Raw genomic sequence first — 22403 nt, forward strand, 5'->3', positions numbered from 1 at the left:
GCAATCGCATCGAAGAGGAGGCTGCGATTGTCGGAGACGGCGGCGCAGTCCCTGCTGAACGACGACGCGCGTGCGCGACAGCGGCGCGCGGGATCAGAACTCCAGATCCAGCGATGCGCAGAGATAGTCGACGAACGGCGCCAGCGTGACGAGGTCGGCGGCGATCGTCTGCCGCAGCTTCGGGCCGGTCATCGTGTCGTCGTCGAGCGTGCGCCAGAAGACCCAGTTGCGGTGCTTGAGGTCGTCGATGAATTCGAACTGCGGGTCGAAGCCGCGCGGCGGACGGACCAGCATCTCGCTGGTTTCGAATTCGAACTGCTTGCGCAGCTTCTTCGCGTGCGCGGCGGCCTTCCAGCTTTCCGGGTTGTCGACGATGAACTGCCGGACTTTCCGCTGGGTGTCCGATTCCGGGTGCCACAGACCGGCGCCGACGAAGCTGCCGCCGGGTTGCAGATGCACGTAGAACGACGGCGCCGCGGTCTCGCGGCGGCGCTCGTGGAACAGGCGCGCACCCTGCCAGGTCTTGTACGGCGACTTGTCGTTGGAGAAGCGCGCATCGCGGTGGATGCGGAACAGCGAGCCGCCGACGGTGCGCGTGTCGGCGCGGAAATGCGGACTGACCGTGGCCACGTCCGGCTGCAGATCGCCGATCAGGCGCAGGAACGGCTGGCGCACGTGCGCCTCGTAGTCCTTGCGGTGTGCTTCGAACCAGGGCTTCTCGTTGTGGCGCGCCAGCGCGCGCAGGAACTTGAAGCTCTTGTCGCTGAAATACGTGGTCATGCGGACTGGGTGGGCTGCGTGGGGGACGGATGCAGGCGCGTCTGCAGGCGCCGACCCCAATCGTCGAGGGCGTCGAGCAGGGGCAGACGCCGAGCGTCGGTGGGATCTTCGTCGCGCAGGGCGTCGATCTGCGTGAAGTAGCTGGCGAAATCCTGTTCGGCCTGCGTCGTGCCGGGCGCCAGGCGCGCGCGCCGGTAGTCATCCCAGCGAAGCTGTTCGTCGGGAGCCAGCGTGTCCGGCCAGTTGCGCGCGCGGTAGCGCAGCAGCAGGGCGTCGAGGCGTGGATCCTCGAAGCCGAAGTCGCGCGCGCCCAGCAGCGTCGGCGGCGTCGCGCGGACCTGGGCCATGCGGCGCTTGTCGCCGTCGCCGGCGAAGCCGTCGTAAAGCGCGCCGTCGGGATCGGACGGTCCGAATTCGCGCTCGACTGCGAACACCTGGCGGATCTTCTCGGCCAGTGCTGGGCCGGCGGCGCGCAGCCGGGCGGCGCGTCGTTCGATGTCGGCCGGATCGATCGAGAGCCGCTCGAAATCCGCTTGGCGCAGATGACTCCAGGCCACCAGCGCCGGGCAGCGGTTGCTGTGGACTTCCTTGAGCGGAATGCGCGCGACGCCTTCAGGCAGATCCTCGCGGCGCACGAACACGCGCGCGGCGATCGCTTCGGCATCGAGGTCGAGCAGCCAGTCGGGATCGCCGTCGAGGTCGAACACCACGACGCGGCTGTCGATGCGCGGATGCCGCGCGATCGGCAGCACCGGCGCCGCGCACAGGCGCGCGGCCGGGTAGCGTTGCGACACGTGCAGCACGGGCGTCATCGCGATGGTGTCGAGCATCGACGCGGCAAAGCGCTTGTCGCGGAGCTTCGCTGCGTAGTCCCACAGCCGCGGTTGCGCGGCCTTGAAGAGGCGCGCGAGACCGATCAGCGCGCGTACATCCGACAGCGCCTCGTGCGCGTCACCGGTACGCACCTCGTTGGCCGTCGCCAGATGCTCGAGCTTGAACGAAGTCGCGCCGTCTTCGCGCGTCGGCCACACCAGGCCTTCGGGGCGCAGTGCATGCCACAGGCGCATCACGTCGAGCAGGTCCCAGCGCGAATTGCCGCTGCGCCATTCGCGCTCGTAGGGATCGTGGAAATTGCGGTACAGGCCGAAGCGCACGAACTCGTCATCGAAGCGCAGCGAGTTGTAGCCCAGTGTGCAGGTCTTCGGCCGCGCCATTTCCTCATGGATCCGCGCGAACGCGTCGGCCTCGGGCATACCCGAGGTCAGCGCATGCTGCGGCGTGATGCCGGTGATCAGCGTCGCGATGGGCGAGGGCAGCAGATCGTCGGCAGGCCGGACGAAGAAGTCGATCGGCTCGTCGATTTCGTTGAGCTCGGCATCGGTGCGGATCGCGGCGAACTGGGCGATGCGCGTGCGGCGCGGGTCGGCGCCGAAGGTTTCCAAGTCGTAGAAGAGAAAGCTGTCGCTCACGCCGGAATATCCTCCAGCGGCGTCAGCAGGTCGAGGACCTCGGCATCGATCGCGGCCCAGTCCAGCGTCGACAGCGCGGCATGACCCGCCGTCGCGCGTTCGAGAATGCCGCGCTGGATATCGGTGCGCGTCATCGCCAGCGAGTAGGGAATGCGCATGAAGGTCACCATCGCGTAATGCGGCACGAAGCGGCCGGGGTGACGCGCCTGCAACGTCAGTTCCAGCTCACGCTGGAGCAGATAGTCCGCATCGTCGACGCGGTCGCGCATCTCCAGGTAGTTGTCGAGCGCCATGCGCTGGATCGCCGCGGCATCGGGCTTGCGTTCGGCCTCGAAGGCGGCGAACGCGGCCGCGAGATCGTCGTGCGTATCCAGCTGCCGCGCCAGCGCCACGCAATCCTCGAACGCGCAGTTCATGCCCTGGCCGTGGAACGGCACCATCGCGTGCGCCGCGTCTCCCAGCAGCACCGCGCGGCCGTCGAGATGCCAGCGGTCGAGATACAGCGTGGCGAGCTGGCCGACCGGGTTGGCCGCCCAGTCGCGATCGAATTCGGGAATCAGGGCGAGCGCGGACGGAAAGTCGCGCGCGAAGAACGCGCGTGCCGCATCGACATCACCCAGCTGGTCGAACGCGGGCCCGCCGTCCGCGCCGGCATGGTGCGGCAGGAACAGGGTGACGGTGAAGGTCTTCTCGTCATTGGGCAGCGCGATGCACATGTAATGCCCGCGCGGCCAGATGTGCAGCGCATTGGGCTCGATCCGGAAACCGGCATCGGCGGTCGGCGGAATCTCGAGTTCCTTGTAGCCGTGGTCGAGGAAATCGCTGCGCTCGCCGAGGTCGCGCACACGGTGCATGGCCGCGCGCAGCGCGGACCCCGCGCCGTCGGCGCCGACCAGTGCCTCGAACGGCACTTCGTGGGTGCTTTCGTCGCGCGGATCGCGGAACACCGCGCGGCGCGAATCGAAGTTCACCGCGTCCAGGCCGGCATCGAAATGCAGCCGCGCGCCGGCGGCTTCGGCCAGATCGAGCAGCACGATGTTGAGATCGCCCCGATGCACCGACCAGATGACTTCGTCGTCGTCGCGCCCGTAGCGCTGCAGCACCGGCTCGGTGTCGCCGACGTGGACCATGCGGCCACGCATCATGATCGCGTGGTGCATCACCGCGTCATCCGCATCGGCGGCACGCAACGCATGCCGGCCCCGTTCGGCCAGCGCCAGATTGATCGAGCGGCCGCCACCGTAGCCTTGCACGCGCGGATCGCCGCGCTTCTCGTAGAGGTCCACGTCCCATCCGCGGCGCCGCAGCAGGATGCCGAGCAGCGCGCCCGCCAGGCCCGCGCCGATGATCGTCAGATGGCGTGCGGGTGCGGTCACGCGTCGCGCCAGCGCGCCACGGCGCGCACGAAACGCAGCACGTCGGCATGCGTGTTGTAGAGCGGCGCGGGCGAGATGCGGATCACATCGGGCTCGCGCCAGTCGCCGAGCACGCCGTTGTCGGACAGGTATTCGAACAGCGCGCGGCCCTGCTCGCGTCCGCCGCGCACGCGCAGCGATAGCTGGGCACCGCGACGCGCGGCGTCACGCGGCGTGGCGATGTCGAGCACGTCGTCGAGCTGGCTGCGGATCAGGGTTTCCAGATAACCGGTCAGCGTTTCCGATTTCGCCCGCAGGGCCGGCATGCCGGCCTTGGTGAACAGGTCCAGCGAGGCGCGCAGCGGCGCGAGGCCCAGGATCGGCGGATTGCTGAGCTGCCAGCCCTCGGCGCCCGGGGTGGGCTGGAAATCGGGACCCATGCGGAACCGCGTCGCCGCATCGTGGCCCCACCAGCCGGCGAAGCGCGGGCGGTCGGTCTGCGCATGTCGCGCGTGCACGAATGCACCGGCCACCGCGCCCGGACCGCTGTTGAGGTACTTGTAGTGGCACCACACGGCGAAGTCGGCATTGCTGTCGTGCAGTTGCAGCGGCAGGTTGCCGGCCGCGTGCGCGAGATCGAAGCCGACGACCGCGCCGGCGGCATGCCCGAGGCGCACGATCTCCGCGAGATCGAAGGCCTCGCCGGTGCGGTACTGCACGCCCGGCCACAGCACCAGCGCGACGCGGTGGCCGTGTTGTTCGATGGCAGCAGCGATCGCGTCCATGCCGAACAGCCCGTCGGCACCGGGCTGCACTTCGATCAGGTCGGTCGCCGGGTCGAAGCCGTGGAAGCGCACCTGCGATTCGAGTGCGTAGCGATCGGACGGAAACGCACCGGCCTCCATCAGGATCGCCGGACGCTCGGCGGTCGGGCGATAGAAGCCGACCATCAGGAAATGCAGGTTCGCGGTCAGCGAGTTCATCGCGACCACTTCCTCGGGCTGCGCGCCGACGATTTCCGCCAGCTGCGCACCGACCAGGCCGTGATACGTCATCCACTGCGAATTGCCGCGGAAATGGCCTTCGACCGCTTCCATCGCCCACTTGTCGAGGACGTCCTCGACCTGCGCGCGCGCGCTGCGTGGCTGCAGGCCGAGCGAGTTGCCGACGAAGTACGCCTGTTCCACGTCGCCGAAACGCGGCAGATGGAACTGGGCGCGGAAGCGCTGCAGCGGATCGGCGGCATCGGCGGAGGCGGCGTAGTCGTCGGAAAACAGGGTGTGCGAATCGGTCATGGACTTCGTTCGGTCGAAGGTCGCGCGGATGCGCGACACAGGAAAAGGAGAGGGGGCGCCGCGATCACGCGATCACGCGAAGCGGCCGGGCGACAATCCCAGCCATTCGAGCGCGGTGCCGTGATACAGGCGCGCCCGGGACGCATCATCGAGCGGGATCTCTTCGATGCCGGCGCCCGGTACCTGTTCGCCGAGCGGGAACGGGTAGTCGGTGCCGAGCATCACCCGGTCCGCGCCGCAGGTGTCGAGCAGATACTGCAGCGCCCGGGGATCGGCCACCCAGGAATCGAAGTACAGCTGCTTGAGGTAGCCGCGCGGATTGTGCGGATTGTCGGTGGCGACGAGATCGGGCCGCATGTTGAAGCCGTGTTCGATGCGGCCGATCGTGTACGGAAAGCTGCCGCCGCCATGCGCCATGCAGATCCTGAGTTTCGGCAGCCGCTGCAGCACGCCGCCGAACACCAGGCAGCACGCCGCGCGCGACTGCTCGGCCGGCATGCCGACGAGCCATGGCAGCCAGTACTTGGGCATCGACTCGCTGCCCATCATGTCCCAGGGATGCACGAGCACCGCCGCGCCGAGATCGGCCGCCGCTTCGAAGAACGGGAAGAGCTCGGACGCGTCGAGATTCCAGTCGCCGATGTGGCTGCCGATCTGCACGCCCTGCAGGCCGAGCTGATCGACGCAGCGCTCGAGCTCCTGGATCGCCAGTCGCGGCGACTGCATCGGCACCGTGCCGATGCCGGCGTAATGGCGCGGATGCGCCGCGACGGTGGCGGCCATGTGGTCGTTGAGCGACTGGTGCAGCTCCAGCGCATGCGCCGGCTTGGCCCAGTAACTGAACATCACCGGCACCGTGCTGATCACCTGCACCTGCACGCCGAAACGCGCGTAGTCGTCGATGCGCTCGCGCGCATCCCAGGTCTTGGACCAGATCTCGCGGAAGAAACGCCCGTCCTTGTAGATGCGGTGGCGGCCGTCGTCGGTGTGGTGGATCACCGGAAACCGCGGCTCGCCGTACTTCGATGCCAGATCGGGCCAGTCGCGCGGCAGATAGTGGGCGTGGATGTCGATCTTCAGCATGGCCGTCATCCTAGACGACCAGCCTGCGACGATCACGCCGCAGGCGCACAGCGGGTTCAGGGGGCGTCGTTCTCGCCCGCGCGGCGTTCCTGTCGCAGCTGTTCGATCGTCGGCGGCTGGGGACGCGGCTGCTGGCCCATCGATGCCGCCATTTCGCCGACCCTGGCCTGCGATTGCGCGAGCGACGGCACGCCCATGCGCGCACGTTCGGCATCGTCGATCGCGCCATCGGCGACCGGATACAGGAACAGGCCATCGTCGCTGCCATGGAACTGGGTGCCGTACCACTGCGGCTGCAGTTGCGTGGTCATGATGCGATCCCAGGACGCGGCAGCCAGCCACCGGTAGCGCATGTCGTCTGGCGCCAGAGTCGATGCCAGCGTCGAAAGCGCGTGGGCGATGCGGATGTCGTCCAGACCGTTGCCGTGCTGGAAGACCATGGCCGCGTGGTAGTGGTCGGCTGCGGTGCGCATCGCCCCCTCACGCATCAGCGCGCGTACGCGTACGCGACGTGCGGTGTCCTCGCGGTACACCACCGACCAGTCGATGTCCGCTGCATCCTTGCGTGCCTCCTGGTCCGCTCGATACAGGGCTGCGAGGTCGGGGTTGTCTGCTGTCTGCGCATGCAGCGGCGTCATCATGTCGAGCAGACAGGTCAGCAGCAAAAGCAGCAGGGGTCGACGCATGCGCGGTCTCCAGGTCCTTGGATCAGCGGGTTTCAGGTGATGTCGGCGAGCGTGTCCGGATCAGGATCGTAGCGCGCGGGCCGCGGGTTCAGATGGCCACAGGCGTCGCAGGTGCGATGTTCGATCGAGCCGTAGAAGCGGTCGAATACGGGCGGGAAATCCTGCTCGATGTCGTGCAGGTGGAAGTACTGCTCGAACAGCTTGTGGTTGCAGCGTTCGCAGAACCACAGCAGCCCGTCCTGCTCGTGCGGCAGACGTTTGCGCTCGATGACCAAGCCGATCGAATCCGGCCCGCGCTGCGGCGAGTGCGGCACCTTCGGCGGCAGCAGGAAGGTTTCGCCGGCGCGGATCGGGATGTCGCGGACGCGGCCGTCCTCCTGGATGCGCAGCACCATCTCGCCCTCGAGCTGGTGGAACCACTCGGGGCCTTCTTCCCAGTGGTAATCGGTGCGCGCGTTCGGCCCGCCGACGACCATGACGATGAAGTCGCCGTCGTAGATGCACTTGTTGCCGACCGGCGGCTTGAGCAGATGGCGGTGTTCGTCGATCCACGTCTGGAAGTTCAGCGGTCCGGGGATCATCGGTTCACTCCTTCGGCTCGGCGACGCATTTGAGTTCAATCGCGATCGGCGTCGGCAACGCATCGATGCCCAGCGTCGTGCGGCAGGGTGCGGTGGCGGGATCGGGGAAATACTCGGCCCAGACCGCGTTGTAGCCGGCGAAATCGCCGGCCATGTCGGTGAGGTAGACGGTCACGTCGACGAGGTCGTCCCAGCGTGCGCCGCTGGCGTCGAGCACAGCGCGCACGTTGGCAAACACCGCGCGGGTCTGCGCGGCGATGTCGTGGCGGATGACGCGGCCGTCGGCATCGATCACGTTGCCCGGCACCGAATCGGTGGCCGGATCGCGCGGTCCGATGCCCGACAGGAACAGCAGGCCGCCCGCGCGACGCGCATGCGGGTAGCGGCCGACCGGCCGCGGCGCCGCACTGGCCTGGACTGGCTCAGCCATCACGCCGGCCCTGGGCGGCGACGCGTGCGATATCGGCGACGGCGGCCTCGTAGGCGGGGCCGATGTCGTCGTGCGAGGTCACGTCCATGCCGAGCTCGCGCACGCGGCCATCGCCGAGCGCGTAAACCCACCCGTGCACCGCGAGCTTCTGTCCACGCGCCCAGGCATCGCGCACGACGGTGGTCTGGCAGATGTTGAGCGCCTGCTCGACGGCGTTGAGTTCGCACAGCCGCGCGTGGCGCAGGCTGGTGTCCTCGACCGTGGACAGCAGCGCGCCGTGCTTGTGGTTGACGTCGGCGACGTGCCGCAGCCAGTTGTCGGCCAGACCGACGCGCGCGCCGGTCATCGCCGCGTGCACGCCGCCGCAGCCGTAATGGCCGACCAGCAGGATGTGTTCGACCTTGAGCACGTCGACGGCGAACTGGATCACCGACAGCGCGTTGAGATCGCCGTGCGAGAGCACGTTGGCGATGTTGCGGTGGACGAAGACCTCGCCCGGGTCGAGCCCGAGGATCTGGTTCGCCGGCACGCGCGAGTCGGAGCAGCCGATCCACAGATAGCGCGGGATCTGCTGGTTCTCCAGACGGTGGAAGAAATCCGGGTCCTCGCGCACGGCGCGCTCGGCCCAGTCCCGGTTGTTCTGCAGAAGATTGTCGAGTTCGCCCATGTTGCGATTATCCCAGAGACAGGCCGACGTTCTTCGGCTCGGTGAAGAAACGCATCGCTTCCATGCCGCCCTCGCGCCCGAGACCGGATGCGCCGGTGCCGCCGAAGGGCGTGCGCAGGTCGCGCATCAGCCAGGTGTTGATCCAGACCATGCCCACGTGCAGCGCCGCGGCGAGGCGGTGCGCGCGGGTCAGGTCGCGTGTCCAGATGGCGGCAGACAGGCCGTAGTCGCCAGCGTTCGCGAGCGCGAGTGCGTTCGCATCGTCGTCGAAGGGCTGCAGCGTGACCACCGGCCCGAAGATTTCCTCTCGGTTGGTCGCGCAGTCCGACCCGAGACCGTCGATGACGGTGGGCGCGATGAACCAGCCGGGCCGCTCCAGCGCATGGCCGCCGCACAGCACGCGGCCGCCCTCCTCGCGGGCGCGCGTGATCGCGGCGAGCACCTTGTCGTGGTGCGCCTGCGACACCAGCGGGCCCATGCGCGCGTCGGGATCCATCGGATCGCCGACCTGCAGCGCAAGCACTTCGGCGACGAAGCGCTCGCGAAAATTCGCGTAGATGCTGCGTTCGACGAGAATGCGCGAGCCGCACAGGCAGATCTGCCCGGCGTTCTGGAAGGCCGAGCGCACCAGGGTGGCGAGCTGCGATTCCCAGTCGCTGTCGGCGAACACCAGCGTCGCGTTCTTGCCGCCGAGTTCGAGCGAGGCCTTCTTCAGCTGCGCGCCGGTACGCGCCCCGATCCGACGACCCACCGCGGTACTGCCGGTGAACGACACCGCGCGCACGCGCGGATCGTCGATCAGTGCATCGCCGACGTCGGCGCCGATGCCGTGCACGACGTTGAGCACACCCGGCGGCAGACCGATCTCTCCCGACAGCGTCGCCAGCAGCGACGCGCTCGCCGGCGTGATCTCCGAAGGTTTCGCGACGACCGTATTGCCGGCCGCGAGCGCGGGCGCGATTTTCCAGGTGAACAGGTACAGCGGCAGATTCCACGGCGAGATCGCCGCGACCACGCCCAGCGGCGCGCGCAGCGTGTAGTTCAGGCCGGCTTCGCCGTGATGCGATTCGCTGGCGAACTGCGTGGCCGCATGCGCGAAGAAACGCAGGTTGGCGACCGCGCGCGGGATCTCGGCATCGCGGGCGAGGGCGAAGGGCTTGCCGCCATCCCGGGCCTCGGCGTGGGCGAAATCGTCGATCCGGGCTTCGAGCGCCGCGGCGAGCGTTTCGAGCCAGACCGAGCGCGCGCTGTTCGGCAATGCGACCCAGGCGGGCGCAGCGCGGGCGGCGGCGTTGATCGCGGCGTCGATATCGGCAGCATCACCGGCGGCGACTTCCGCGTAGATACGGCCGGTCGCCGGCTCGTGCACCGGCAGCCAGTGGTCCCGGCCGGGTGCGCGCGCAGCGCCATCGATCCAGTGCGTCAGCCGTTGCATGTCGCCAGCTTACCCGAGGCGTCAAGACCGCTCAGGTCTGGCAGCCCTTGCACCAGTACAGACGGCGTCCGGCCAGACGTTCCTCGACGATGCGGCCGTCACCGCGCGGGCAGGGATCACCCTTGCGCTCGAAGACCTCGAAGCCGAATTGCGCGCGGGTCTTCGCGAGGTAGTCCTTGCCCGGCGGCAGCGCATCGTCGTGCTTGGCGCGATACGCGCGCCGCGGCACGTCGAGCAACGCGTTGGCGAGGCGGCGCCGCTCCCCGGTCGTGAGGTCCTGCAGCAGCCGGTACGGCGCGAGCTTCGCCTTGAAGAGCACCTCCGAGCGCAGGTAGTTGCCCATGCCGGCCGCGAATCCCTGGTCGAGCAGCAGCATGGCCAGGGTGCGCCGGGCGAAACGGGGTGTGCGCATGTGCGCGAGCAACGCCTTCGCGTCGACCGCGGGGTCGAGCACGTCCGGGCCGAGCTTCGACAGATACGGTTGCGTGCCGAGCTCGTCGGTACGCCACAGCGAGATTGACGGCGCGGCGTACAGTGCGGCGACACCGCGCACGGTCGCCAGCACCAGCCGCGGCGGCGCGCCGTCGGGCAGGGACTCGAGGTCTTCGACGAAACGCCAGAAGCCGAACAGATGGCTGTGCGTGTACAGCGTCCAGCCGTCTTCAACGGCGGTCAGCAGCGCCTTGCCGCGTGCCTCCACCGCGAGCACGCGCTGGCCTTCGAGCAGGCCGCGCCGGCGCTGCAACGCGGGATCGATGGAGCGCACATACGTCAGCGTCTCGTCGACGAGCAGGGTCGACAGGCGATCGGCGAGTGCGTGGGTTTCGGGACCTTCGGGCATCGCCGCATCGAAGCAACGGACGCGTCGCGGCGTCGTGACATTCGCGACGCGCGGGCGCCGCTCAGATCGACGCCATTCGCCCGCCATCGACCGGCAGGCTCACGCCGGTGACGTAGCCCGCCGCCGGCGCACACAGGAACGCGATGACACCGGCGGTCTCCGAGGCTTCCGCGAAGCGTCCGGCGGGCACGCTGGCGCGCATCGACGCGAGCACCGTATCTGCGTCCTGGCCGGTGCGACGGATGCGATCCGCGACCACCTGGTCGATGCGGCCGGTGCGGGTGTAGCCCGGCAGCACGTTGTTGACGGTGATGCCGTCGGGCGCGAGTTCGCGCGACAGCGTCTTGGCCCAGCTGGCGACCGCGCCGCGCACCGTGTTCGACACGCCCAGACCGGCAATGGGTTCGCGCACGGACGTCGAGACCACGTTGACGATGCGGCCCCACTTCGCGGCGCGCATCGCGGGCAGCACGGCCTGCACCAGTACCTGGCCGCCGATCAGATGACGGCGGAACGCGGCCTCGAATGCGTCGAGCGGCGCTTCGTGCGCGGTGCCGCCGGCGGGACCGCCGGTGTTGTTGACCAGGATCTGCATCGGGTGCGCGGCGACGTGCGCGGCGATGGCGGCCTGCAGGGCAGCAGAGTCGTCCATGTCGACGGCGAGCGCGTGATGCGTCTGGCTCTGCGCCGTAGGCAACGCGTCGACCACGGCCTGTAGCGCATCCGCGCGGCGCGCGAGCACGGTCACGTGTGCGCCGAGCTGGGCGAGTTCGTGCGCGGTGGCGCGGCCGATGCCTTCTGAAGCGCCGCAGACGAGGGCGTGGCGGCCGGTGAGATCGAGGTCCATGCGGGGCTCCGGTGCGGAATCAGGATGCGATCGCGCGCATCATCGCGGCGATCTCGCGGGCGTTCGTGTCACCGCCGGACAGCGCATCGGCGACCGCGCTGCGGTTGGCGGCCGGATGGTTCTGGCTGAGCTTGTGCTTGATCTCGATCACGTCGACGTGGAAACGGAAGCCGACGATGCCGCGCAGCTGCCGGCGCTGGCTATCGTCATCGGGCTCGAAGCGCCAGTCGCCGCCGATGCGGGCCTCGAAGACGTCACTGGTGCGCGCGACGAGATCGGCCAGCGCAGCCTCGTCGTCGAAGCATTCGAGCCGGCCACGCAGATGCGCGGTGGCGTAGTTCCAGGTCGGCACGCGCGCGGCTTCGATCTTGTCCGGATACCAGCCCGGCGACACGTAGGCGTGCGGACCGTGAACGATCATCAGCGCCGGACCGTCGTGCGACGCCTGTGGATTCGGTCGCGCCCAATGGCCTTCGACGTGCAGCCTGTCGCCGTCGCGGCGGTAGAGCACCGGCAGCTGGCTGGCGAGCGGCGCGCCGTCGGCACCGGTCGTCAGCAGCGTGACGAAGGCGTCGCGCGCGAACAATGCATCCAGCGCCTGCAGGTCATCGACGGCGAAAGCGCGGGGCGTGTACATCGTCTGCCGCGTGTCCGGTGTGCAGGCTCAGGCGCGCTTGCCGAGCGACTGCACCATGCGGTCGCGCAGCTGTGCGTCGTCGTCGGCCTGCGGCGGTGCGATCTCGTCGAGCGCGAAGCCGCGCGCGAGCGCGTCCTCGGGGTCGAGCCCGTCCCATTCGACGAATTCCGCATCGAGCAGCATGCTGCGCGCGGTGTCCTCGCTGTCGTAGACGAGCGTATTGCCGTCGCTGTCGAGCACTTCGGCGACACCGGCCTCGCGTACGCGCAGGCGCGCCCAGATCACGGTGCGGGCGATGGACGCGAGCCACCACCGGTCCTGGGACGTGGAGTCGTGGGTCATGGCAGGGAGCTCCGGGTCAGGGGGCGATCGACCACAGCCACAGCACGGCCGAAGCCGCGAGTGCGCCGAGGATCACCATCAACGAGATGCGGGCCGGCGTCGCCAGCCCGGTGAACTGCCGGTCCGGCACTTCGCGATAGGCACCCGCGAGCAGCCAGCGCAGCGCCGCGGGTTGCACGAACGCGTTCTCGCCGAAGCGGCCGCGGACCTGCGGATGGCGGTCGCGCAGATGCACCAGCGACAACGGCCAGAAGATCACGAACGCGGTGAATCCGCCGATCGCGACGCCGAAGAAACACAGGGCGAGGAAGAGGGTCACGGGAGCAACGCGCCTCAGTACTCCGCCTGCCCCGGCGCGCGCGGATACGGAATCGCGTCGCGGATGTTCGACAGGCCGCAGATGTAGACGATCAGGCGCTCGAAGCCGAGACCGAAACCGGCATGCGGCACGGTGCCATAACGGCGGAAATCGCGGTACCAGCCATAGTGCTCGCGATCGAGGCCGAACTGGTCCATGCGCGCATCGAGCACGTCGAGACGTTCCTCGCGCTGCGCGCCGCCGATGATCTCGCCGATGCCCGGCGCCAGCACGTCCATCGCCGCGACGGTCTTGCCGTCGTCGTTGAGGCGCATGTAGAACGCCTTGATGTGCTCGGGGTAGTTGGTCACCACGACCGGGCGACCGACGTGCTGCTCGGTCAGCCAGCGCTCGTGCTCGGTCTGCAGGTCCAGCCCCCATTCGACCGGGAACTCGAACTTGTGCCCGGACTTGCGCAGCAGTTCCACCGCGTCGGTGTATTCGATGCGCTCGAACGGCGCATTGACGAACGCTTCCAGGCGCGTGATCGCGTCCTTCTGCACGCGCTCGGCAATGAAGGCCATGTCGTCGGCGCGCTCGTCGAGCACCGCGCGGAACAGGTACTTGAGGAATTCCTCGGAGATGCGCGCGTTCTCGGCGAGATCGGCGAACGCGATCTCCGGCTCGATCATCCAGAACTCGGCCAGATGCCGCGTGGTGTGGCTGTTCTCGGCGCGGAAGGTCGGGCCGAAGGTGTAGACCTTGCTCATGGCGAGGCAGTAGGCCTCGACGTTGAGCTGGCCGGACACGGTGAGGAACGCTTCCTTGCCGAAGAAGTCGCGGCTGAAATCGACCTTGCCCTCGCGCATCGGCAGGTTCGCCAGGTCGAGTGTCGAGATGCGGAACATCTGGCCCGCGCCTTCGGCGTCGGACGTGGTCACGATCGGCGTGTTGATCCAGTAGTAGCCGTTCTCGTGGAAATAGCGGTGCGCCGCCTGCGCCAGGCAGTGGCGGATACGCGTGACCGCGCCGAACAGGTTCGTGCGCGGGCGCAGGTGGGCGACCTCGCGCAGGAACTCCAGCGAATGCGCCTTGGGCTGGATCGGATAGGTTTCCGGATCCTCGACCCAGCCGACGACTTCCAGCGACTGCGCCTGGATCTCGAAGCTCTGGCCCTGGCCCTGCGACTTCACCAGCGTGCCGGTGGCGATGACCGAGCAACCTGCGGTCAGGCGCTTGATTTCGGATTCGTAATTACCCAGCGCGTCCGGTGCGACGACCTGGATCGGCGCGAAGCACGAACCGTCGCTGACGTTGACGAAGCTCAGCCCCGCCTTCGAATCACGGCGGGTACGGACCCAGCCACGGACGGTGACTTCGCCGCCTTCTGGAATGTGCCCGGCAAGGGCCTGTTGGACGCTGATCGTGGTCATGCCTTGAATCCTGGTAATCCGGTCCGATAACACGCGGCAGCACAGTCTACCGGAGCCGGCCTGCGCGCCGGCGCCTCCGGGCGCCAGCGGGCGTTCGGGTCCACGGGAGTACAATCACGTCATGGCCATCGCACTCGCCCCCGCCGCCCTCGAACGCGCCCGCCGCTTCCTGGCGGCCAGCCCCGACGCCCTCGGTCTGCGCTTCGGCGTCACCAAGACCGGTTGTTCGGGCTGGGGTTACGTCGTCGACATCGCCCGCGAGGAACAGCCGGGCGATGCGATCAGCGAGCACGAAGGCGTGCGCATCTATGTCGATGCGCAGAGCCAGCCGATCGTCGACGGCACCGAGATCGACTTCGCGCAGAAGGGCTTGAGCCAGGAATTCGTGTTCCGCAACCCGAACGCGGCTGCCGCTTGCGGATGTGGCGAAAGTTTCACGACGGATCCGACGAAGTAATCGGGTGCTGCTGAGGCGGGTGCGCGTCCGCTTTGCTTACTTTGGGGTGATACGGGCTGCCTGCTTCGCTGTGGCGGAGTAGGGCGGTCTCGCGTTGATATCGGGCACGCATTTTTTTTCCGTTTCGAAGCGGTGGACGGATCGCGTGCGTCTACCGGCTGCCCTCACCCCAACCCCTCTCCCGGGGGGGAGAGGGGCTCAAGCGTCAGGCTTCCCACAAGCTTCGAGCAGTTCTGCATCTGCGTGCGAATCCGCACATCAGGACGCGCCCCAAAATACGAGCCCCTCTCCCTCCGGGAGAGGGGTTGGGGTGAGGGTCGACGATCGCACCGATATAGAGCCGCGCGACGCACATCTTCGGAAAAATCGAAGATCTACCGCTTCCGCCGGAACTCGCTCCGCAGCACGAAGCCCGTCGCCAGCAGACCCAGCAGCGCCATGCCGAACCAGGTCAGCGCGTAGCTGAGGTGGTTGTTGCGGAACTGCACCATCGTCAGGCCCGGCACCGGCCAGTTGCCGGTGTCGATGCGGTCCTGGGCGTCGATGAAGAACGGGGCGACCACGCCGTCGACATTGCGCGCGGCCGAGAACTCCGCCGGCGCGCGGGTGTACCAGCGGTCTTCGTCCGGCACATTCGCGCGCAGGAATACGCCGTGCTGCTCGGGCATGCGCAGCAGGCCGGTGACGGTGACCGTCTCGGAATCGTCTTGTCGGGCGCGGGTTTCGCGGGCGCGATGGGCGTTGTCGACGTAGCCGCGGTTGATCCAGACGGTGCCGTCGCCGGTGACCAGCGGGGTCATGATCCAGTAGCCGGGGCCGCGTTCGGTCGTCGCGTATACCGCGACTTCCTGCGTGTGCAGCAGACGGCCGGTGGCGGTGACGCGGCGGTACTCGTCCTCGGCGGGATCGAGCGCGGACCGGAACGACGACGCCGGCACAGGCGCCGGCGTCGCGTGCACGCGTGCATCGACGCGTGCGATCAGATCGCGCTTCCATTCCAGCCGTTCCACCTGCCACACACCGAGGGCGATGAAGCCCACGGTGGCGGCGATCAGGAAGACCAGCAGCGCCCAGCGGATGACCGGACGTGCGGCGGCGCGGGGTGCTTCGCTCACGACAGGGCGCGCGTCAGGGGGCGACGCGCATCTGCTCGGGCGACATCGGCATCATGTTGGCGTCGAGGTGGTGCATGACCCACAGCGATCCCACCAGCGCGATGACGATGATGATGCCGGTGAACAGCAGCGACATCAGTATCCAGCCGCCTTCCGATTTCCGGTTCATGTGCAGGAAGTAGACCATGTGCACGACGATCTGGATCGCGCCGAAGAGCATGATCAGCGCGACCGTCCAGACGCGGCTCTCCAGCACCTCACCCATGACCAGCCAGAACGGGATCACGGTGAGGATGACCGACAGCACGAAGCCGATCACGTAGTCGCGCATGCTGCCGTGGCCGTGCGCGTCGTGCGCCGACTCGTGGGCGGCGTGGTGGTTGGTTTCGGTGCTCATCCCACGACTCCCATCAGGTACACATACGAGAACACGCCGATCCAGATCACGTCGAGGAAGTGCCAGAACATCGACAGGCACATCAGGCGACGGTTGTTGGCGGCATTGAGGCCGTGCTTCTTCAGCTGGAACACCAGCGTCACCAGCCAGATCAGGCCGAAGGTCACGTGCAATCCGTGCGTGCCGACCAGGGTGAAGAACGACGACAGGAACGCGCTGCGTTGCGGCGTCGCACCCAGGTGCGCCAGGTGGTGGAACTCGTAGAGCTCGATGCACAGGAACGCCAGGCCGAACAGGCCCGTGACGAGCAGCCAGATGATCGTGCCGCGCACGTTCTGCTTGTACGAGTTCAGCATCGCGAACCCGTAGGTGATCGACGAGAACAGCAGCATGAACGTCGCGACCAGGATCAGCTTCAGGTCGAACAGGTCGGCCGGCGACGGGCCGGCCGCGTAGTTGCGGCCGAGCACGGCGTGGACGGCGAACAGGATCGCGAAGATGAGGCAGTCGCTCATCAGGTACATCCAGAAACCGAGGTTAGTGCCGGTTTCGGGATGGTGCTCGTGCCCGTCGTCGTGGGCGTGCGGATCCTCGATCACGTGATAGACGCGTTCGGTAGTCCCGCTCTCGGTTTGAATCGTGTGTGCCATGTTCAGAGCGCCTGCTGCGCGAGTTCGCGCGTCCGTTGGTCCTCGGTGTCCGTCACTTCCTGGGCCGGGATGTAGAACTCGCGGTCGTAGTTGAAGGTGTGCCAGATCGCCGCGACGATCAGACCCACGAACGACACGCCGGCCAGCCACCAGATGTGCCACACCAGGCCGAAGGCCAGGACCACGCTGATCGCCGACAGCACCACGCCCGCACCCGTGTTCTTGGGCATGTGGATCGGCACGAAGCCGGTCGTCGGACGCTGGTAGCCGTGCTTCTTCATGTCATTCCACGCATCGATCTCGTGGATGACCGGGGTGAACGCGAAGTTGTAGCTCGGCGGCGGCGACGAGGTCGCCCATTCCAGCGTGCGGCCGTTCCACGGATCGCCCGTGGTGTCGGCCAGCTTCTTGCGGTTCTTCACCGCGACCGCGATCGACATCAGGAAGGCCAGGATGCCGATGCCCACCAGCGCCGCGCCGACCGCCGCGATGATGAAGAACAGCGACAGCGAGGTGTCCTCGAACTGGCTCAGACGGCGGGTGATGCCCATCAGGCCCATGATGTAGAGGGGGGTGAACGCGAGCCAGAAACCGACCAGCCAGCACCAGAACGAGACCTTGCCCCAGAACTCGTCGAGCTTGAAGCCGAAGGCCTTCGGGAACCAGTACACCATGCCAGCGAACAGGCCGAAGACCACGCCGCCGATGATGACATTGTGGAAGTGCGCGACCAGGAACAGGCTGTTGTGCAGCACGAAGTCCGCCGGCGGCACTGCCAGCAGCACGCCGGTCATGCCACCGATGACGAAGGTGAACATGAAACCGACCGTCCACAGCATCGGCACGTCGAAGCGGATGCGGCCCTTGTACATGGTGAAGAGCCAATTGAAGATCTTCGCGCCCGTCGGGATCGAGATGATCATCGTCGTGATGCCGAAGAACGCATTGACGCTCGCGCCCGAGCCCATGGTGAAGAAGTGGTGCAGCCACACCAGGTACGACAGGATCGTGATCACCGCGGTCGCATAGACCATCGACGTGTAGCCGAACAGGCGCTTGCCGCAGTACGTCGCGACGACCTCGGAGAAGATGCCGAAGGCCGGCAGGATCAGGATATAGACTTCCGGGTGACCCCAGATCCAGATCAGGTTCACGTACATCATCGGATTGCCGCCGAGATCGTTCGTGAAGAAGTTCGTGCCGACGTAGCGGTCCATCGTCAGCAGCGCCAGCGTCGCCGTCAGGATCGGGAACGAGGCGACGATCAGGATGTTGGTGCAGAGCGAGGTCCAGGTGAAGATCGGCATGCGCATCAGCTTCATGCCCGGCGCGCGCATCTTGACGATGGTCACGATCAGGTTGATGCCCGACAGCGTGGTACCCACGCCCGCCACCTGTAGACCCCACAGGTAGTAGTCCATGCCTGTGCCCGGACTGTAATCGGCGCCCGACAGCGGCGGATACGCCAGCCAGCCGGTGCGCGCGAACTCGCCGACGAACAGCGAGATCATGATCAGCACCGCGCCCGCGGTGGTCATCCAGAAGCTGAAGTTGTTGAGGAACGGGAACGAGACGTCACGCGCGCCGATCTGCAGCGGCACCACGTAGTTCATCAGGCCCGTCACCAGCGGCATGGCCACGAAGAAGATCATGATCACGCCGTGCGCGGTGAAGATCTGATCGTAGTGGTGCGGTGGCAGGAAGCCCTCGCTGCCGCTCGCCGCCATCGCCTGGTGCGCGCGCATCAGCACCGCATCGGAGAAGCCGCGCAGCAGCATCACGATTGCGAGGATGCAATACATGATGCCGATCTTCTTGTGGTCGATGCTGGTGAACCATTCCTTCCACAGGTACCCCCACAGGCGGTACTTGGTCAGCAGGAAGAGCAGGGCGATACCGCCCAGCACGACGCCGACGAAGGTGACGCCCACGACGGGGTCATGGAGAAACGGCAGTGCATCGAGCGAGAGTCGCCCGATCCACGGTGAGTTGATCTGGTCCTGGGGTGCGGACATGGGGTTCCTGCCTGGTACTTGATTGCTTGTGTGCGGTGCGGACGATCAGCGGCCGGTCCGGCCGCCATCGTTGTCCGGCTTGCCGGGTGCGCCTTCCTGCTGCGGCTCTTGGCCCGCCGGAATCGGCTTCACGCCTTCGTCGTCGTCCTCGTTGGTCGGCGTCGGGACCGGCGTCTCTTCTTCCGGCGACACGGCGCGCGGCTGGTGGCCCTGCGGCTCGTCGCCACGTGCCTCGCGGCCCGCTTCCGGGAACGTCGCGGCAGGCGCCGCGGACGGTTCGTCCGCATGGCGGTTGTCGTAGCGCAGGCGGTCGTAGTTGGCCTGGCTGTCCACGCCACCGCCGCCGCTGCGGTCGATGTGCACCATCTCGTGCACGCACATCGAACCGGGCGCGACGCACATGTTGAGGATCGCCTCGTACAGCGACGGGTCGACGTCGTTGAAATAGCGCACCGGCTCGCGTTCCGACGGACGCTCGAGCACCAGATACTCCTCGCGGCCCAGCGCCACGCCTTCGGCGCGCGCCTTCTCCACCCATGCATCGAAACCGTCCTGGCTCAGGCCATGGAAGTTGAAGTGCATGTGCGAGAAGCCGTCGCCGCTGAAGTTGCCGGAGAAGCCCTTGTAGACGCCTTCCTTGTTGATGACGGCGTTGAGGTTGGTCTGCATGCCCGGCATCGCGTAGATCTGGCCCGCGAGTGCCGGCACGAAGAACGAGTTCATGATCGACGAGGACGTGAGCTTGAACTGGATCGGCGTGTTCACCGGCGCAGCCAGCTCATTGATCGTGGCGATGCCCTGTTCGGGATAGAAGAACAGCCACTTCCAGTCGATCGCGACCACTTCGACCACCAGCGGCTCGATGCCTTCGGGCATCGGCGTGTTCGCGTCGATACGGTCGAGCGGACGATACGGATCGAGCTTGTGCGTCGCGATCCAGGTCACCGTGCCGAGCACGAGGATGATCGCCAGCGGCGCCGACCAGATCACGAGTTCCAGACGGGTGGAGTGGTGCCACTCGGGCGCGTACTCCGCGTCCTTGTTCGACTCCCGGTATTTCCAGGCGAAGAAGAACGTCAGGAAGATCACCGGCACGATGATCAGCAGCATCAGGACCGTGGACAGCACGATCAGGTCGCGCTGCTGGACGGCGATGTCGCCGGCCGGCGACATCACGACCCAGTCGCAGCCCGACAGCAGCATGGCTGCCAGGAGCAGCGCGGAGACTCGAAGAATGGATTTCATTGGGGGGATCGACGACAACGGGAGAGGAAAACGACTTGACGGAGACGCTACGGCGCGGCCATTAGCGTGGGGGTGTAGCGGGGCACCGGACCTTGCTGCTGCGCACCTTGCCTGGCGGGCCCGTTTCAGGTTCACAATGCGGTGCATTATCCCCCATAACGACCGGAGAGAGCGCGCAGATGAGCGAACACGCACAGCAAGCCACCACCGGCCTCGACGACGCACCGGAATCCGACGACCTGGACATCTCGCCAGGCAAGATCGCGTTTCCCGTCGTCATGGGGCGGACGTCGGAGTTCTTCGACTTCTTCGTCTACGGCATCGCCGCGGTGCTGGTGTTCCCGTACCTGTTCTTTCCCGACAGTGATCCGGTGCAGGCGACGCTCAAATCGTTCGCGGTGTTCTCGCTGGCCTTCATCGCGCGCCCGATCGGCTCGATCATCTTCATGGCGATCGACCGCAACTTCAGTCGCGCGGCCAAGCTGATCGGCGCGCTGTTCCTGTTGTGCGGTTCCACGATGGCGATCGCGTTCCTGCCCAGCTACGCGCAGGCCGGCATGCTCGCGCCGGTGCTGCTGGCGGTGTTCCGCTTCGGCCAGGGCCTGGGCTGGGGCGGCGCCTGGGACGGCCTGCCGTCGCTGCTGTCGCTGAGCGCGCCGGCCAACCGCCGCGGCTGGTACGCGATGGTGCCGCAGCTCGGCGCCGCGCTCGGTTTCATGCTCGCCTGCGGCATGTTCTATGTGTTCACGCGCGTGCTGAGCCAGGAAGACTTCATGTCCTGGGGCTGGCGCTTCCCGTTCTTCGTCGCGCTGGCGCTCAACGTGGTCGCACTGTTCGCGCGTCTGCGTCTGGTGGTCACGCCGGAGTTCAAGCGTCTGTTCGACGAGAAGGAACTGCAGCCGCGGCGCGTGATCGAGACCATCCGCACGCATCCCCGCCAGGTATTCGTCGGCGCGCTGATTCCGCTGGCCACCTACGCGATGTTCCACCTGGTGACGATCTTCCCGCTGAGCTGGACCACGCTCTACACCGATCACAACGCCGCGGACTTCCTGGGCAGCCTGTTCATGGGGTCGGTGGTCGGCGGGCTGGGCATCATGCTCTCGGGCATCCTCGCCGACCGCGTGGGCCGTCGTGGCCAGCTGGCAATCGCCGCCGTGCTGATCGCGATCTTCAGTTTCTTCGCCGCGCCGCTGCTGGGCAGCGACACCACCGGTGGCCGTACCACCTACGTGATCGTCGGCTTCGCGCTGCTGGGCCTGTCGCTGGGTCAGGCGAGCAACGCCATCGCCTCGCGCTTCGAGAGCATCTACCGCTACACCGGCGCTGCGGTGACGTCCGACATCGCCTGGCTGGTCGGCGCCGGCTTCGCGCCCTTGGTGGCCCTGGGCCTGTGCAGCAAGTTCGGCCTCGAGTACGTGGGTTACTACCTGCTGTCGGGCGCGGTGGTGACGCTGGCCGCGCTGGCCTTCAGCCGCACGCTCGAAACCGTGCGCTGACCGCCGCCGCTTCGCGCACACGCACGTCGCCCTGCGGGGGGCGTGCGTGATGCGGGGGCGGGGCGCTTGCATGGGGAACGGTCCTCGGCGCCGCATTGGCGGCTCGCGTCTCGATCAGGGTGTGGATCCGGCCGGCTGACGCGATCAAAAGGTCTGCGCCCCGGCACGTGCATTTCACCACGTCGCGCAGGTCCGTGAGACTGCGACCGAATGTCGCAGCGTCTGCGCACCCCGTTTTCTGCGTTACGAAACGGGCCTGCTTGCCCGGACGGGCGGCTTCTGTGAGAATGCCCGGCTCCCTGCGGCGTCCGTCGTCGGGAGACCCTTGCCCCACCATGCGGCGTCGCCGCGCCGGGGGGCTATCCAGGCCGCTGCGAACGCGCGGTCGATATCCGAAAGGAAACCAACATGCGTCATTATGAAGTCGTGTTCCTGGTCCATCCGGACCAGAGCGAGCAGGTGCCCGCGATGATCGAGCGCTACAAGTCGCTGATCGAAGGTGCCGAAGGCAAGATCCACCGCCTTGAAGATTGGGGCCGCCGCCAGCTGGCCTACCCGATCAACAACCTGGTCAAGGCCCATTACGTGATGTTCAACATCGAAGTCGGCCAGGCCGGTCTCGATGAGCTCGTCGAAGCGTTCCGCTTCAACGACGCCGTGCTGCGTCACCTGGTGGTGCGCCGCGACGAGGCGGACACCGAGCAGTCCCTGATCATGAAGAACAAGGACGAGAAGGGCGACAAGCCCGAGCGTGGCGAGCGTCGTCGCCGTGACGACGACGGCGATTCGGTCGGCGGCAATGATGCCGACGCCGACAAGTCCGACAACTCCGCCGAAGCCGCCTGA

At 67.2% G+C, this 22403-nt stretch carries 24 protein-coding genes; 3 read left to right on the plus strand and 21 right to left on the minus strand.

The window, feature by feature from the left end:
* Window positions 1–93: 93 nt before the first annotated feature.
* The 16 genes from V3391_RS03205 to asnS form a co-directional block, all read right to left on the minus strand.
* A complete protein-coding gene (locus V3391_RS03205) occupies window positions 94–780 on the minus strand; it encodes a DUF2461 domain-containing protein (RefSeq protein WP_332076963.1) in 687 nt (228 codons plus the stop codon).
* Window positions 777–2249, minus strand: coding sequence for an exodeoxyribonuclease I (gene sbcB, locus V3391_RS03210; protein ID WP_332076964.1), 1473 nt, complete (start codon window positions 2247–2249; stop codon window positions 777–779). The genes V3391_RS03205 and sbcB overlap by 4 nt, the downstream gene beginning before the upstream one ends.
* Window positions 2246–3625 carry an FAD-dependent oxidoreductase gene (locus V3391_RS03215; protein ID WP_332076965.1) on the minus strand — a complete coding sequence of 460 codons (1380 nt, stop codon included), beginning with the start codon at window positions 3623–3625 and terminating at the stop codon, window positions 2246–2248. Before V3391_RS03215 ends, sbcB begins: the two co-directional genes overlap by 4 nt.
* A complete protein-coding gene (kynU, locus tag V3391_RS03220) occupies window positions 3622–4899 on the minus strand; it encodes a kynureninase (protein WP_332076967.1) in 1278 nt (425 codons plus the stop codon). The genes V3391_RS03215 and kynU overlap by 4 nt, the downstream gene beginning before the upstream one ends.
* Window positions 4900–4971: 72 nt before the next feature.
* Window positions 4972–5982: an amidohydrolase family protein gene (locus V3391_RS03225; protein WP_332076968.1), complete on the minus strand. Its 1011-nt coding sequence runs from the start codon at window positions 5980–5982 to the stop codon at window positions 4972–4974.
* Between the two features lie 56 nt (window positions 5983–6038).
* Entirely contained in the window at window positions 6039–6668 is a 630-nt protein-coding gene (locus V3391_RS03230) for a hypothetical protein (RefSeq protein WP_332076969.1), read from the minus strand.
* Between the two features lie 32 nt (window positions 6669–6700).
* Window positions 6701–7249, minus strand: a complete 549-nt coding sequence (locus tag V3391_RS03235; protein ID WP_332076970.1) for a 3-hydroxyanthranilate 3,4-dioxygenase — start codon at window positions 7247–7249, stop codon at window positions 6701–6703.
* Between the two features lie 4 nt (window positions 7250–7253).
* Entirely contained in the window at window positions 7254–7679 is a 426-nt protein-coding gene (locus V3391_RS03240) for a RidA family protein (protein ID WP_332076971.1), read from the minus strand.
* Window positions 7672–8346: a carbonate dehydratase gene (gene can, locus V3391_RS03245; protein ID WP_332076972.1), complete on the minus strand. Its 675-nt coding sequence runs from the start codon at window positions 8344–8346 to the stop codon at window positions 7672–7674. The genes V3391_RS03240 and can overlap by 8 nt, the downstream gene beginning before the upstream one ends.
* Window positions 8347–8353: 7 nt before the next feature.
* The gene (locus V3391_RS03250) at window positions 8354–9781 is read right to left on the minus strand and encodes an aldehyde dehydrogenase family protein (RefSeq protein WP_332076973.1); all 1428 of its coding nucleotides are present in this window, start codon (window positions 9779–9781) and stop codon (window positions 8354–8356) included.
* A gap of 31 nt (window positions 9782–9812) precedes the next feature.
* Window positions 9813–10622, minus strand: a complete 810-nt coding sequence (locus V3391_RS03255) for a DNA-formamidopyrimidine glycosylase family protein (RefSeq protein WP_332076974.1) — start codon at window positions 10620–10622, stop codon at window positions 9813–9815.
* A gap of 61 nt (window positions 10623–10683) precedes the next feature.
* Window positions 10684–11469 (minus strand): SDR family NAD(P)-dependent oxidoreductase, encoded by a 786-nt coding sequence (locus V3391_RS03260; RefSeq protein ID WP_332076975.1) that lies wholly within the window; start codon window positions 11467–11469, stop codon window positions 10684–10686.
* A gap of 19 nt (window positions 11470–11488) precedes the next feature.
* Window positions 11489–12106, minus strand: a complete 618-nt coding sequence (locus tag V3391_RS03265; protein ID WP_332076976.1) for an FMN-binding negative transcriptional regulator — start codon at window positions 12104–12106, stop codon at window positions 11489–11491.
* Window positions 12107–12133: 27 nt separating this feature from the next.
* Window positions 12134–12448, minus strand: coding sequence for a hypothetical protein (locus V3391_RS03270; protein WP_332076977.1), 315 nt, complete (start codon window positions 12446–12448; stop codon window positions 12134–12136).
* A gap of 16 nt (window positions 12449–12464) precedes the next feature.
* Window positions 12465–12767 carry a hypothetical protein gene (locus V3391_RS03275; RefSeq protein WP_332076978.1) on the minus strand — a complete coding sequence of 101 codons (303 nt, stop codon included), beginning with the start codon at window positions 12765–12767 and terminating at the stop codon, window positions 12465–12467.
* A 14-nt stretch (window positions 12768–12781) separates the two neighbouring features.
* Window positions 12782–14179, minus strand: coding sequence for an asparagine--tRNA ligase (gene asnS, locus V3391_RS03280; protein ID WP_332076979.1), 1398 nt, complete (start codon window positions 14177–14179; stop codon window positions 12782–12784).
* Between the two features lie 121 nt (window positions 14180–14300).
* On the opposite strand from asnS, the gene V3391_RS03285 reads away from it, so the two are divergent.
* Window positions 14301–14636 (plus strand): HesB/IscA family protein, encoded by a 336-nt coding sequence (locus V3391_RS03285; protein ID WP_332076980.1) that lies wholly within the window; start codon window positions 14301–14303, stop codon window positions 14634–14636.
* Window positions 14637–15010: 374 nt separating this feature from the next.
* On the opposite strand, the gene V3391_RS03290 is transcribed toward V3391_RS03285, so the two are convergent.
* Genes V3391_RS03290 through cyoA form a run of 5 tightly spaced genes read right to left on the minus strand, consistent with a single transcriptional unit; the run spans window position 15011 to window position 20058 of the window.
* Window positions 15011–15751: an SURF1 family protein gene (locus V3391_RS03290; protein WP_332076981.1), complete on the minus strand. Its 741-nt coding sequence runs from the start codon at window positions 15749–15751 to the stop codon at window positions 15011–15013.
* Between the two features lie 13 nt (window positions 15752–15764).
* Entirely contained in the window at window positions 15765–16148 is a 384-nt protein-coding gene (gene cyoD, locus V3391_RS03295) for a cytochrome o ubiquinol oxidase subunit IV (RefSeq protein ID WP_332076982.1), read from the minus strand.
* Window positions 16145–16798 carry a cytochrome o ubiquinol oxidase subunit III gene (gene cyoC / locus V3391_RS03300; protein WP_332076983.1) on the minus strand — a complete coding sequence of 218 codons (654 nt, stop codon included), beginning with the start codon at window positions 16796–16798 and terminating at the stop codon, window positions 16145–16147. The genes cyoD and cyoC overlap by 4 nt, the downstream gene beginning before the upstream one ends.
* A gap of 2 nt (window positions 16799–16800) precedes the next feature.
* On the minus strand, window positions 16801–18813 hold the full coding sequence (gene cyoB / locus V3391_RS03305) for a cytochrome o ubiquinol oxidase subunit I (protein WP_332076984.1): 2013 nt from the start codon (window positions 18811–18813) through the stop codon (window positions 16801–16803).
* 45 nt (window positions 18814–18858) lie between these two features.
* Window positions 18859–20058, minus strand: coding sequence for a ubiquinol oxidase subunit II (gene cyoA, locus V3391_RS03310; protein WP_332076985.1), 1200 nt, complete (start codon window positions 20056–20058; stop codon window positions 18859–18861).
* A gap of 179 nt (window positions 20059–20237) precedes the next feature.
* Here cyoA and V3391_RS03315 point away from each other — a divergent pair, with 179 nt between their 5' ends.
* Together V3391_RS03315 and rpsF are read left to right on the plus strand one after the other, a co-directional pair.
* Window positions 20238–21557, plus strand: a complete 1320-nt coding sequence (locus V3391_RS03315; protein ID WP_332076986.1) for an MFS transporter — start codon at window positions 20238–20240, stop codon at window positions 21555–21557.
* A gap of 408 nt (window positions 21558–21965) precedes the next feature.
* Window positions 21966–22403, plus strand: coding sequence for a 30S ribosomal protein S6 (gene rpsF / locus V3391_RS03320; RefSeq protein WP_232135821.1), 438 nt, complete (start codon window positions 21966–21968; stop codon window positions 22401–22403).

The organism is Luteimonas flava, assembly GCF_036584485.1.
Classification (GTDB): domain Bacteria; phylum Pseudomonadota; class Gammaproteobacteria; order Xanthomonadales; family Xanthomonadaceae; genus Luteimonas; species Luteimonas flava.

What these genes read in the sequence shown, in the direction of transcription:
- kynU (WP_332076967.1), bottom strand. Translation starts at nt 4,899, where the DNA reads ATGACCGATTCGCACACCCTGTTTTCCGACGACTACGCCGCCTCCGCC.
- V3391_RS03235 (WP_332076970.1), bottom strand. Translation starts at nt 7,249, where the DNA reads ATGATCCCCGGACCGCTGAACTTCCAGACGTGGATCGACGAACACCGC.
- cyoC (WP_332076983.1), bottom strand. Translation starts at nt 16,798, where the DNA reads ATGGCACACACGATTCAAACCGAGAGCGGGACTACCGAACGCGTCTAT.
- cyoB (WP_332076984.1), bottom strand. Translation starts at nt 18,813, where the DNA reads ATGTCCGCACCCCAGGACCAGATCAACTCACCGTGGATCGGGCGACTC.
- V3391_RS03270 (WP_332076977.1), bottom strand. Translation starts at nt 12,448, where the DNA reads ATGACCCACGACTCCACGTCCCAGGACCGGTGGTGGCTCGCGTCCATC.
- V3391_RS03240 (WP_332076971.1), bottom strand. Translation starts at nt 7,679, where the DNA reads ATGGCTGAGCCAGTCCAGGCCAGTGCGGCGCCGCGGCCGGTCGGCCGC.
- V3391_RS03260 (WP_332076975.1), bottom strand. Translation starts at nt 11,469, where the DNA reads ATGGACCTCGATCTCACCGGCCGCCACGCCCTCGTCTGCGGCGCTTCA.
- V3391_RS03230 (WP_332076969.1), bottom strand. Translation starts at nt 6,668, where the DNA reads ATGCGTCGACCCCTGCTGCTTTTGCTGCTGACCTGTCTGCTCGACATG.
- V3391_RS03205 (WP_332076963.1), bottom strand. Translation starts at nt 780, where the DNA reads ATGACCACGTATTTCAGCGACAAGAGCTTCAAGTTCCTGCGCGCGCTG.
- V3391_RS03315 (WP_332076986.1), top strand. Translation starts at nt 20,238, where the DNA reads ATGAGCGAACACGCACAGCAAGCCACCACCGGCCTCGACGACGCACCG.
- cyoA (WP_332076985.1), bottom strand. Translation starts at nt 20,058, where the DNA reads ATGAAATCCATTCTTCGAGTCTCCGCGCTGCTCCTGGCAGCCATGCTG.
- V3391_RS03285 (WP_332076980.1), top strand. Translation starts at nt 14,301, where the DNA reads ATGGCCATCGCACTCGCCCCCGCCGCCCTCGAACGCGCCCGCCGCTTC.
- V3391_RS03255 (WP_332076974.1), bottom strand. Translation starts at nt 10,622, where the DNA reads ATGCCCGAAGGTCCCGAAACCCACGCACTCGCCGATCGCCTGTCGACC.
- V3391_RS03225 (WP_332076968.1), bottom strand. Translation starts at nt 5,982, where the DNA reads ATGCTGAAGATCGACATCCACGCCCACTATCTGCCGCGCGACTGGCCC.
- V3391_RS03250 (WP_332076973.1), bottom strand. Translation starts at nt 9,781, where the DNA reads ATGCAACGGCTGACGCACTGGATCGATGGCGCTGCGCGCGCACCCGGC.
- can (WP_332076972.1), bottom strand. Translation starts at nt 8,346, where the DNA reads ATGGGCGAACTCGACAATCTTCTGCAGAACAACCGGGACTGGGCCGAG.
- rpsF (WP_232135821.1), top strand. Translation starts at nt 21,966, where the DNA reads ATGCGTCATTATGAAGTCGTGTTCCTGGTCCATCCGGACCAGAGCGAG.
- asnS (WP_332076979.1), bottom strand. Translation starts at nt 14,179, where the DNA reads ATGACCACGATCAGCGTCCAACAGGCCCTTGCCGGGCACATTCCAGAA.
- V3391_RS03265 (WP_332076976.1), bottom strand. Translation starts at nt 12,106, where the DNA reads ATGTACACGCCCCGCGCTTTCGCCGTCGATGACCTGCAGGCGCTGGAT.
- cyoD (WP_332076982.1), bottom strand. Translation starts at nt 16,148, where the DNA reads ATGAGCACCGAAACCAACCACCACGCCGCCCACGAGTCGGCGCACGAC.